Origin of the sequence: Prevotella heparinolytica, assembly GCF_004342845.1 — a bacterium.
In the GTDB taxonomy this organism is placed as follows: domain Bacteria; phylum Bacteroidota; class Bacteroidia; order Bacteroidales; family Bacteroidaceae; genus Bacteroides; species Bacteroides heparinolyticus.
Window position 1 is genome coordinate 63842 of sequence record NZ_SLXB01000011.1, and the last position, 12232, is coordinate 76073.

The following is a 12232-nucleotide window of genomic DNA, read 5'->3' on the forward strand; positions in this document are numbered from 1 at the left end:
CGGAACAATGGATGAAGAACAACTTAATAAATCTGTCCAGCCTCAGGAAGAGGAGATTGACTTGATAGAGCTGGCTCTTAAAGTCTGGACAGAACGTAAATGGGTACTGAAATGTTGTGGATTTGCTGTCATTGTAGGTTTGATAATTGCTTTCAGTATTCCAAAGGAATATACGGTTACCGCTACTATCGCCCCTGAAATGTCTGATAAGAAAGCGGGAGGAGGGCTCTCTTCTCTGGCTGCAATGGCAGGTATTAACTTTGCGACGTCCACAGCCGATGCCATTTATCCGGATTTATATCCGGATATAGTAAGGTCAACTCCTTTTATCACAGCTCTTTTCGATGTTCCGGTGAAAAATTTGGATGGAAAAGTTGACACTACGCTTTATTGTTACTTGGATGAGCATCAACGTGCTCCTTGGTGGAGTATGATAACAACCGCCCCTTTCAAGTTTATAGGTTGGACTGTTTCCTTATTTAAAGATAAAGAAAAAGCAGGAGAGAGCCGGCTCAATCCTTTTCAACTGACAACAGATGAAGCTGAGCTAGCCACGTCGTTAAGCAACCGTATTGGAGTTTCTGTTGATAAGAAAACGGGAGTCACTTCACTTTCTGTCACGATGCAAGATCCCCGTATTGCTGCTTGTATGACTGATACGGTGCTTCGTCGTCTTCAAGAATATGTTACTGAATATCGCACAACGAAAGCCCGTAAAGATTTTGAGTTTCAGCAACAGCTGTTTAATCGCAAGAAGAAAGAATACGAAGAAGCTCAGGAAAACTATGCGAAGTTTTCGGATACCAATAAAAATATTATCCTTCAAAGTTATCGTGCCGAGCAAGTTCGTTTGGAAAATGAGATGAATCTTGCTTATCAGGTTTATACCAGTGTTGCCCAGCAGTTGCAAATGGCGGAGGCTAAGGTGCAGGAGATTACACCGGTCTATACAGTGGTGGAGCCGGCTACTATTCCGATAAAAGCTGCAAAACCCAATAAGCTGATGGTGTTGCTGGGAGTTGTATTTCTTACCGCAGCCGGCTGCATAGGTTGGATATTGTTTGGTCGAGACTTTATTGCCGGCATGAAAGAAAAATTCTGATTAGAAAATGAGGGTGTGTCAAAACTAAAATGACCTCTCCGAAAAGTTACAGAATGTAACTACAAGACCTAAAAAGAGTCGTATCAAGCTCTGTTTTGAGTAATGATGCGACTCTTCTTTTTGCCTTTAAGGATGTTCAACTTTCAAATCAAAAGCTCATCTGGACTAGAATTGGGTTTTGACACATCCTCATAATACAGTCTTTAGTCGAATAAGCTTTTAAATTTCTTGAATATTTTTTCTTTTATCGAACTGTTGGGTTTGAAGTTATCAGAGGTTTCCATTTCTTCCAATGCTTTCTTTTCATCCTTGCTGAGAGTTTCAGGCACATATACACTGATGTTCACCAGTAAATCGCCCGTGCCATACCCATTGACACTTGGTAATCCTTTGCCGCGCAGGCGGAGTACCTTGCCGGGTTGTGTGCCCGATTCAATCTTTACTTTTACTTTGTTGTCTATGGTGGGGATTTCGACAGTACCACCCAAAGCAGCTGTGGGGAAGCTAAGGAGCAGGTTGTAAATCAAATCATTCTCATCACGTATCAGGTTGGGGTCTTGTTCTTCTTCTACAAGAATCAGAAGGTCTCCAGCTACGCCGTTGCGTTTTCCGGCATTGCCTTTACCACTCATAGAGAGCTGCATGCCTTCGGCCACGCCTTTGGGAATCTTCACGGTCACTACCTCTTCACCATATACGATTCCTTCACCGGCACATTCTTTACATTTGTTTTTGATAATCACTCCTTCACCATTACATGTAGGACATGTCGTTCTCGTTTGCATGGTGCCGAGGATGGTTTTTTGGTTGCGGATAACCGTACCGCTACCTTTACATGTGTGGCAAGTTTCTGTGCCATCATTGCCTTCTGCTCCTGTACCATGACAATGTGCACATGGAACATATTTCTTTAACTTGAACTTTTTCTCTACACCGGTGGAAATCTCTTTTAAGTTGAGTTTTACTTTGACACGCAAATCCGAACCACGATAACGACTTTGGTGTGCATCACCATTTCCAAAACCTCCAAAACCGCTGAAGCCTCCACCAAAACCTCCATGTCCACCGAAAATATCGCCAAACATAGAGAAGATATCATCCATGGACATGCTTTCGCCGAAGCCTCCAAACGGTCCTCCGTTACCGGCAGCACCACCTAACCCGGCATGGCCGAATTGATCATAGCGGGCACGTTTGTCCGGATTGCTCAAAACATCGTAAGCCTCTGCTGCTTCTTTGAACTTTTCTTCGGCCGTCTTGTCACCCGGATTTTTGTCCGGATGGTATTGGATTGCTTTTTTGCGATAAGCTTTTTTTATTTCGTCTGCCGTAGCGGTCTTTCCCACTTCCAGTATTTCGTAGTAATCTCTCTTTTCCATACTATTCTACATTATTCTCCAACAACTACTTTTGCATGACGAATTACTTTGTCATTCAATATATATCCGGTTTGCACACAATCCAGAATTTTGCCTTTCAGGACTTCCTCTGGTGCAGGAATAACGGCAATAGCTTCGTGATAGTCTGTATCGAGTGGTTGTTCTTTCGTTTCGATTACTTTTACTCCATTCTTTTCCAATACAGACATGAACTTGTTGTAGATGAGTTCTACCCCTTCTCTCACAGCCGCTACGTCAGTGGCAGTCTCCATGTTTTTGAGAGCACGTTCAAAATCATCTACGACCGGAAGAATGCTACTGATGCTTTTTTCGCTTCCGTTCAGGATAAGCTCCGCTTTTTCCTTCATGGTGCGTTTACGATAATTGTCAAACTCGGCAGATAAGCGCAAAAACTTGTCTTTTTGCTCTTCTATCAGTTCATTAGCCTTTTCTAACTCTTGTGCCAGTCTTTCTTCTTCTGTCAAAGGGGTAACTTCCTCTTCTTGTGTTTCCTCTTTTTCAGCGACCTCTTCAGTACATTCGTCCGGGGCTGTTTGAGTCTTCAGTTCTTCTTCAAAGTTGTTTTCTTTTTTTTTCGGATCCATATTGTTATGTTTATTATTTTTCTAATTAAATACTTAGTTCTGATGGTTGTAATGAAACCAAGTGTTAATAATGTGTCTTTTGCAAAAACCTTGCCAAAGGAGAGTTTTTTTCAAAAAACGTTGCAAAGGTAACACTTTTATGCCAGATTGACAGCGTATTCCTATCTCTTATTCTTGAAAAATGTCTATCTTTGCACTCGCAAATCGCAGATTAATAGGTATTAAATGGTAATTTGTAAATACACATAAAATCGTAAATATAAAGATGATTACAGTTTCTAATGTTTCGGTGCAGTTTGGTAAAAGAGTGTTGTTTAATGATGTAAACCTGAAATTTACAAGTGGTAACTGTTATGGTATTATTGGCGCTAACGGTGCCGGAAAGTCAACTTTCTTGAGAGCTATCTCCGGAGAATTGGACCCGACGACAGGTTCTATCATGTTAGCTCCGGGTGAACGCCTTTCTGTTTTAAGTCAGGACCACTTTAAGTGGGATGCTTTTACGGTAATGGATACCGTAATGATGGGGCACACCGTGTTGTGGGATATAATGAAGCAACGCGAGGTGCTGTATGCCAAAGAAGAGTTTACGGATGAAGACGGATTGAGGGTTTCTGAATTAGAAGAGAAATTTGCCGAATTAGACGGATGGAATGCCGAAAGTGATGCTGCCGCCCTATTGAGCGGATTGGGCATTAAGGAAGATAAGCATTATCTGTTGATGGGCGAATTGAACAATAAGGAAAAAGTGCGTGTCATGTTGGCACAGGCCCTCTACGGCAATCCGGACAACTTGTTGCTGGACGAGCCTACCAATGACTTGGATATGGAAACCGTGACTTGGTTGGAAGAATATCTTTCGAACTTCGAGCATACAGTTTTGGTAGTGAGTCACGATCGGCACTTCCTCGACTCCGTATGTACGCACACGGTGGATATCGATTATGGAAAGATTAATCTGTTTGCCGGTAACTACAGCTTCTGGTATGAATCAAGCCAGTTGGCTCTTCGTCAGCAGCAGAATCAGAAGGCTAAGGCCGAGGAAAAGAAGAAAGAGCTTGAAGAGTTTATTCGTCGTTTCAGCGCGAATGTGGCAAAGAGTAAGCAAACTACCAGCCGCAAGAAGATGCTGGAGAAACTGAATGTGGAGGAAATCAAACCTTCGTCCCGTAAATATCCCGGCATTATCTTTACACCGGAGCGCGAGCCGGGTAATCAAATATTGGAAGTTGCAGGTCTGACGAAATCGTTGGAAGACGGTACGATACTGTTTCGCGATGTCAACTTCAATGTAGAAAAAGGGGATAAGGTCGTATTCCTTTCGCGCGACCCGCGTGCCATGACTGCCTTGTTCGAGATTATTAACGGTAATATGAAGCCGGATTCAGGAACATTCAATTGGGGTGTTACGATTACCACTGCCTACTTGCCATTGGACAATACCGCTTTCTTCAATACGGATTTGAATCTGGTGGATTGGTTGAGCCAGTTTGGTGAAGGCAATGAGGTTTATATGAAGAGCTTCCTCGGCCGTATGCTTTTCTCAGGTGAAGAGGTGCTGAAGAAGGCAAGTGTATTGTCGGGAGGTGAGAAAATGCGTTGTATGATTGCGCGCATGCAGCTTCGCAATGCCAATTGTCTTATTTTGGATACACCCACCAATCACCTTGACTTGGAATCCATTCAGGCCTTCAATAACAACCTGAAAGTATATAAAGGCAATATCCTATTCTCTTCTCATGACCACGAATTTATTCAAACCGTGGCCAACCGTATCATTGAGTTGACGCCGAATGGCATCATAGATAAAATGATGGAATATGACGAGTACATCACTTCGGATCATATCAAGGAGTTGAGACGGCGGATGTATGGAGAGTAAGAAAAGTCATTTGTAAATCAATTTGCTTTTTCCTTCTCCGAAGAGGTTATCGCCCAGTGTGGATATTTTGTTTCCTGTGGCCAATACATAGCGTAGGTTGTTACACCCCATAAAGGCACCATATTCAATGGCGGTCACGGTGGGGGGCAACTCGATTGTTCCGCATAGACGCCCGCAACCACTGAATGCACGCTGCCCGATACTTTTCAGTGCATGAGGAAGCAAGATGCTCAAGAGGTACTTCTTTTGGGTGAATGTATAGTCGGGAATGACGGTGGCATTGCTTCGGGTGAGGTCGATGGAAACCAGATTGGGCATATAGTTGCGTATCAGGATAAAGTCGGCCTCATCCAGCTTGCCTTCGATAGTCAGGAAGTTCACGTCTTTGGGTTGTATGCCGGAGCTTACCAGTTCGCCTGCAAGGCTTCCCATCTGGCCTATTTGCACATATGCCGTTGTCGGTTCGCCTTCGATGAAGGCAAATGTCTCCCATTTCTTTTTAGTCCGGTAGGCGTCGTTGCATCCCAATGGAACAAATACGGCGGTCACACTGTCGGCCAACGCTTCGGGCAGCAGGTTGGGTGCTGTTTTCCTTTTTATTTGGCATATCTTGAGGTTGTTGCAGCCTTTGAAAGCTGCATCCTCAATGTTTTTGATTTTGTCCGAGAGGATGATTCTTGTCAGAGACTCCTTGCCGACGAAAGTGCTGTCGTTGATTTTTTTGCAGAAGGCATAGGCCGGGATGCAATTGGCGGGATAGATATAAAAACGGTCGGGATAAGTGCCGTTTTTACCTGCATACATACTGATGGAAGCGTTGGATATGTCCAAATACCGGAGGTTTTTGAATTCATCTCTCAGGTGTCGGAAGTCAATGGCATTCAGTTTGCCTTGCAAGGTCAGTTGGGTGATTTCGTTGGCTTCAGCTTCGGTCATCAGTTCTACCAGTATGCCCGGTTTGGCAACGTAGTATTTCTCGGCTTTTTGTGCCGAAGCATTGGACATAAGCGTCAGTCCGGCAATCATGAACAATATTCCTTTCAGTTTCATTTCTTAATGATTTCAGATGATTCGAGTTTCCAAATATAAGAAGAAAGGGTAAAGAATGGATGCTGTTTTTCTTTTTATGACTATTTTTGTCGGATATTAATCAATTATGAGCACTTTATGGAAATAGAAGAAAAGGTTGAAATACCTGTAACGAAGGACAAGCGTATCCGGAGGGTGGTAATCGATATCGTCTGTTTTTTTGTATTATTGGTTTTTATAGGCTCTGTTGTCTTCTTGCTTTCATCCTTTCTGAACAGACTGATTCCGCAGATAGCAATGAATAGCACCCTTCTGCTTATTACAGAAGAAACACTGATGCTGGGCAGTGTGTTTCTGTCATCATGGCTTGTGCTGCGATATAACAGGATGCCTCTTTCCGTATTAGGCTTGTCTTTGAGAGGGCGTTGGAAAGATTGGCTTGCCGGCATGCTCTTTGCCATCGGATTGTATATAGTGGGTTTCGGGGCTTCGCTTAGTTTGGGTGCAGTGGCAGTCAGCGGAGCATCATTTCATTTTCCTTCTTTATTGATAAGCCTTTTGTTTTTCCTTCTGGTGGGTGTCACGGAAGAATTGATGATGCGCGGCTTTGTGCTGGGGCGCATGCTGGATGGCGGGGTGAATAAGTTTACGGCCCTGTTTGTCTCTTCCGTGCTGTTCTCGTTGTTGCATTTGTTCAATCCTAATTTCGAGTTTCTTCCGTTCCTTAATATCCTGTTGGCGGGAATTCTTTTGGGAGCTTCTTATATATATACGCGCAATCTCTGTTTCCCTATTGCTTTGCATTGGTTTTGGAATTGGATACAAGGACCGGTATTGGGTTATGAGGTCAGTGGCAATCGGTTTCAAGACAGCTTTCTTACGCTCAGCCTTTCCGGGCCGAACCTTATAAACGGAGGAAGCTTCGGATTTGAAGGCTCCCTCTTTTGCACCATCCTGCTGATAGCAGGTTCAGCGATTATTTTCAGATATTATAGCCGAAAGTGAAGGGCTTATTGCTGTTGCACTCCTTTCAATGTCAGTTGTATCCGTTTCCGGTCCATATCTATGCTAAGAACTTTTACACGCAGGGTCTGATGGATGGAGACCACTTCATTGGGGTCTGATATGAATCTTTCGGCAAGCTGCGACAGATGTATCAGCCCGTTTTCCTTGATGCCTATATCGACGAATGCGCCGAAGTTTGTGATATTGTTTACGATGCCGGGCAGCTCCATGCCTTCCCGTAAATCGTTGATGGTATGCACGTGCTTGTCGAATTCGAAGATTTCTATCGGCTTGCGCGGGTCGCGTCCGGGTTTTTCCAGTTCTTGCAGGATGTCTTTCAATGTAAGCATGCCGACGGTAGGAGAGATATATCGTTCCGGATTGATTTTCATGCGCAACTCCTTGTCGGCTATCAGTTCGGCCACGTTGCATCCCAGGTCTTTGGCCATCTGCTCTACGATGCAATAACTTTCGGGATGTACGGCTGTGTTATCCAATGGATTCTTTGCTTCCGGAATACGCATGAAGCCGGCACACTGTTCGAAAGCTTTGGCACCCATTCTCGGAACTTTCATCAACTCTTTGCGCGAGGTGAATACACCATGCTCTGCACGATAGTTTACGATGTTTTGCGCCAGTTGCGGCCCTAATCCCGATATGTAAGTCAGCAGGTGACTGCTTGCCGTATTCAGGTTGACACCCACCAGATTTACGCAGTTCTCCACGGTTTGGTCCAGCGACTTTTTCAGTTTGGTTTGGTCTACATCGTGTTGATATTGTCCTACACCGATGGACTTAGGGTCAATCTTTACCAGTTCGGCCAACGGGTCCATCAAGCGTCTTCCTATGGACACGGCACCGCGCACCGTGACGTCGTATTCGGGAAACTCCTCCCGGGCAATCTTGGAAGCCGAGTAGATGGATGCCCCCTGTTCGCTGACGATGAAAATCCTTACTTCCCGATTGAACGTCTGTCTTTTCAGGAAATCCTCTGTTTCCCGGCTGGCGGTTCCGTTTCCGATGGCCACGGCATCTATCTTATACGACTCCAGCATCTGTTGTATTTTGGCAAATGCCTCTTTCGGTTTGTTTACGGGCGGGTGCGGATAGATGTTCTCGTTGTGAAGCAGGTTTCCCTGTGCATCCAGACATACTACTTTGCAACCGATGCGGAATCCGGGGTCTATGCCCATCACGCGTTTTTGCCCCAACGGAGAAGCCAGCAACAGTTGTCGGAGGTTTGCTGCAAACACATCAATAGCTTCTTCGTCGGCACGCTCTTTGCTTTGCGTGGCAAACTCTGTTTCAATGGAAGGTTTCAGCAGACGTTTGTAGGCATCTTGTACGGCTTCCATCACTTGTTGTCCGCAGGCATTATTGCTTCGTACGAACCGGCGTTTCAGGTGTTCCAGGCATTCTTCGTCGTCCGGACTGATGCTTACTTTCAGCAGGCCTTCCGCTTCGGCGCGGCGTATGGCGAGCAAGCGGTGCGAACTGCATCGTTTCAGGGGTTCGGAGCAGTCGAAGTAATCCCGATATTTGGCTGCTTCCTCTTCTTTGCCTTTCACCACCTTGGCGGTCAGTATGCCATGACGGGCGAAAGAGTTGCGCACGTTGTTTCTTGCCTGTTCGTCTTCACTCACATGCTCGGCTATAATATCTCTTGCCCCTTTCAATGCGTCGTCCACATCCTTGACATCTTCCTTTACATACCGGGCGGCCTGTTTTTCAGGATGAGGTTCGCGTTGCAGCATCAGTAAAGTGGCGAGCGGTTCCAGTCCTCTTTGGCGGCCAGCTTCGGCACGTGTCTTCCGTTTGGGCTTATAGGGAAGGTAGATATCTTCCAGAGCGGTGTTGTCCCAAGTCTCTTCAATGCGTGCTCTGAGTTCCGGAGTCAGTTTCCCTTGTTCCTGAATGGTGTTGAGGATGGTTTCCTTGCGTTTGGCTGTTTCGTTCAGCTTTTCATATTGTGTCCGGATGGCCTCAATCTGTACTTCGTCCAAACCTCCCGTCACCTCTTTGCGGTAGCGGCTGATGAACGGAATCGTTGCCCCGTCATTCAGCAACTCCAAAGTTCGCTCTGTTTGTCTTTCTGATATGCCGAGTGCGGCGGCTATCATGCGATGATAATTTTGTGACATTTCTGTATCTTTTTTATTCTAACAGAGGGCAAAAATAGGAAAAACAATCGGTTTATCCGATATGTTGCCTCCTACAAATAGCCTTTTCGACAAAGTATCTTGTCGTATTATTTAACTACCTAGGTTCGGGATAAGAAACAGGTCGATAACCTCACCCAACGGCTTGTATCTTAAAATTAAACCTTATTGATTATCAATTGTTTACCTCTTGTCTGTCAGACACTTGCGTCTGTCAAGACAAAGGCTTGCAGTTGTCAAACAGGGGGAAGGCAGTTGGCGCGAAAGGCGCTCTTCTCTTCTGCCTAATCGCTGTAAACCGGTGCATGCAAGAAATATCTGCCCGACAGGATGCAGCCCCTCATCTTTAGCGAAAGCAACCGTCTATCCCGAATTCAGATTAACTGCAATCCGAAATGAGAATCAGTTGTTTCTATGGAGTCAGGGCGATTTCAATACATGCGTTAGTTTTCATCATGGGAAGTAAGGTTTCATTCGGAAGGAGGAGGGGGAAACTTTCTGTCAGATAAAGTCTTGACTAATTCACATAAATAGACTATTAGCGGTGTTCTTTACGCTTGTTTTTGCTCCTTTTATTCCTTTCTTTTGCAAACGTTTTCGTCCTCCATCGTCTAAAAATAATTCTCTGTTATTTCTCCATTACTTTTTGCTTTCTTACCTTTGAACGGAATAATAATTTGTAAATCTAATGTCATGAGGATTCTAAAGGACTATTTTTTTTCGTCTCTCTTGTTGGTGATACTCTGTTGCGGCTTGTCATTCTCGTTGCAGTCGTGCAGTGACGACAAGACCGAAGATATACCGACGGTCATCGGTAACAGTACATCTTCCGGTGTGGTGCTTGGCAGTGAGTATACTTTTACTGCTGCTGCGGGGACACAATCTTTGAGCTTTTATGCAAGCCGGGACTGGACCATTCAAAGTGGTGCCGACTGGTGTAAGTTGTCGGCAACAAGCGGAAAAGCCGGGAATGCCAACGTAAATATTCAAGTTACGGAAAATACCGAAGCGGGCGACCGCAATACGGTTATTACAATAATTGCCGGTGAAACGGGAAATACGGCAAAGAAGGAGATACCCATCGTCCAAAAGAAAACGGATGCCCCGGTTGTAGGATGGAGTGCTGTTGTGGCTTCTCCCGATAGTTGGGATAATCAAAAGCGTGCCGACATATCTTATCAGCTATTGCTCTACTCGTTTGCCGACAGTAACGGGGATAAATATGGTGACATCAACGGTGTGATTTCCAAGTTGGATTATATCAACTCTTTAGGCGTGAAAGCCATCTGGCTTTCTCCCATCCATCCCTCGCCTTCTTATCATGGGTATGATGTGACGGATTATACCAAAGTCAATCCGAAGTTTGGTACTGAAGCCGACTTTGACCGTTTGGTGGCTGAAGCGCGCAACCGTGGCATCAAAATTTATCTGGACTATGTGCTGAATCATACCAGCGTGGAACATCCTTGGTTTCAGGCGGCAAAAACCTCCACAGACAATGCTTATCGCGACTATTATACTTTCTCGCAAGACCCGGTAGCCGATATCAAGGCAGGAAAGATCGACATGATTGCCAGCGAGGGTGCAGGAGGGTATAATGCGGGCGAATGGTTCTCGACAACCACTTCATCGGATGCAGTCAAGGCATGCTATAAGTTTAGATTGGATTGGTCGAATGCTTCCAAACCGACAGTCACGGTTACTAAAGCCGAAACGGCCGATAAAGATAATCCCGACCAAAGCACAACGGGAGCCAAATATCTTTATTTTGGCGAGAGGGTGACTAAGAAGTTTTATGATAAAGGCAATGGCATCTATGAGTTGACGGTAGACTTTGCATCTGCTTGGGGATTTTTGATTCGTACCAGCACTACGGAGTGGGGAAATCACAAATATGGAGCATCGTCTGCCGGCACTAAGGTGAAATTCGGCGAAGCCCTCGCTTTAAAGCAGGGTAATGATGCTAAGGATATCTTATTGGAATCAATGAACCTGTGGTATTATCATTCTCATTTCTATACCGGTTCGTTTGCCGACCTCAATTATGGAAAAGTCGCCAACTTGAAGAATTCACCGGCTTTCAAGGAGGTGGTTGTGGCAGCTAAGGGTTGGGTAGACCGTGGGGTAGAAGGTTTCCGATTGGATGCGGTGAAACATATCTATCACAATGCCAAGGGTACGGAAAATCCTGATTTCCTTAAAACATTCTACGACCAACTGAACAACTATTATAAACAGAAAGGCAATGCGGACGAGCTGTATATGGTGGGCGAGGTGCTTTCCGGTGCTGCTGAGGTAGCTCTTTATTACAAGGGCCTTCCGGCCTTGTTCGAGTTCGACTTTTGGTATCGTCTGGAATGGGCCATCAACAATGCTACAGGCTGTTACTTTGCCAAAGATATTATGGGTTATCAGGAGCTTTATAAAAAAAATCGTTCAAACTATATTGAAGCCACCAAACTTTCCAACCACGACGAAGACCGCACGGCTTCCAAGCTGGGGAGGTCTGTCGACAAAGAAAAACTTGCGGCTGCCGTCCTGCTCACTGGTCCCGGCGAACCATACATTTACTATGGTGAGGAGTTGGGACTTTACGGTATGAAAACGAATGGGGATGAATATGTGCGTGGTCCGATGTTGTGGGGAGACAATACAGTGACTTCATATACGGACAAGATAGACAAGAACGTGGCCTCCAACATTCAATCGGTTGCCGAACAGCAGAAAGACGAAAAGTCCCTGCTCAATGTATATGTTCGTTTTGCCAAGCTGCGCAACACTTATCCGGCTTTGGCGGAAGGCACCATGTCGAAGCATGCGGTTTACAACGAGAACAACTCAACTGTCGGCAAGAACATTGCCGCATGGTATATGACGAAAGGTAGTGAGAAGATGTTGGTTGTACATAACTTTGGCTCGAGTGCTGTGGAGATTGCGTTATCCGACAAGATAGAAAAAGCGGTCGGCTTAAATGGTGATGTACAGCAAAAAACGGCAGACAACAGCACACAGGTCAAGATGGGTGCATATAGCTCCGTCGTATTCAGAATAGCGCAATAAGATAGTGCATT

8 protein-coding genes are annotated in these 12232 nt (G+C 45.1%); 4 read left to right on the top strand and 4 right to left on the bottom strand.

The window, feature by feature from the left end:
- Positions 1-7: 7 nt before the first annotated feature.
- On the top strand, positions 8-1102 hold the full coding sequence (locus EV202_RS07240; RefSeq protein ID WP_106068311.1) for a Wzz/FepE/Etk N-terminal domain-containing protein: 1095 nt from the start codon (positions 8-10) through the stop codon (positions 1100-1102).
- Positions 1103-1305: 203 nt separating this feature from the next.
- Here the strand turns inward: EV202_RS07240 and dnaJ are convergent, their stop codons facing one another.
- Both dnaJ and EV202_RS07250 read right to left on the bottom strand, forming a co-directional pair.
- On the bottom strand, positions 1306-2481 hold the full coding sequence (dnaJ, locus tag EV202_RS07245) for a molecular chaperone DnaJ (protein WP_125238476.1): 1176 nt from the start codon (positions 2479-2481) through the stop codon (positions 1306-1308).
- Between the two features lie 11 nt (positions 2482-2492).
- A complete protein-coding gene (locus tag EV202_RS07250) occupies positions 2493-3086 on the bottom strand; it encodes a nucleotide exchange factor GrpE (RefSeq protein ID WP_125238477.1) in 594 nt (197 codons plus the stop codon).
- 265 nt (positions 3087-3351) lie between these two features.
- Between EV202_RS07250 and EV202_RS07255 the strand changes: the two genes are divergently transcribed.
- Complete coding sequence (locus EV202_RS07255; protein ID WP_106068314.1) at positions 3352-4968, top strand: ABC-F family ATP-binding cassette domain-containing protein; 1617 nt, start codon at positions 3352-3354, stop codon at positions 4966-4968.
- A gap of 6 nt (positions 4969-4974) precedes the next feature.
- On the opposite strand, the gene EV202_RS07260 is transcribed toward EV202_RS07255, so the two are convergent.
- Positions 4975-6018 carry a leucine-rich repeat protein gene (locus EV202_RS07260; RefSeq protein WP_106068315.1) on the bottom strand — a complete coding sequence of 348 codons (1044 nt, stop codon included), beginning with the start codon at positions 6016-6018 and terminating at the stop codon, positions 4975-4977.
- A 117-nt stretch (positions 6019-6135) separates the two neighbouring features.
- Between EV202_RS07260 and EV202_RS07265 the strand changes: the two genes are divergently transcribed.
- Entirely contained in the window at positions 6136-7002 is an 867-nt protein-coding gene (locus EV202_RS07265) for a CPBP family intramembrane glutamic endopeptidase (protein WP_106068316.1), read from the top strand.
- A 5-nt stretch (positions 7003-7007) separates the two neighbouring features.
- Here the strand turns inward: EV202_RS07265 and EV202_RS07270 are convergent, their stop codons facing one another.
- A complete protein-coding gene (locus EV202_RS07270; protein ID WP_131926407.1) occupies positions 7008-9143 on the bottom strand; it encodes a Tex family protein in 2136 nt (711 codons plus the stop codon).
- A 711-nt stretch (positions 9144-9854) separates the two neighbouring features.
- Between EV202_RS07270 and EV202_RS07275 the strand changes: the two genes are divergently transcribed.
- Positions 9855-12221, top strand: a complete 2367-nt coding sequence (locus tag EV202_RS07275; RefSeq protein ID WP_131926409.1) for an alpha-amylase family glycosyl hydrolase — start codon at positions 9855-9857, stop codon at positions 12219-12221.
- Positions 12222-12232 lie beyond the last annotated feature (11 nt).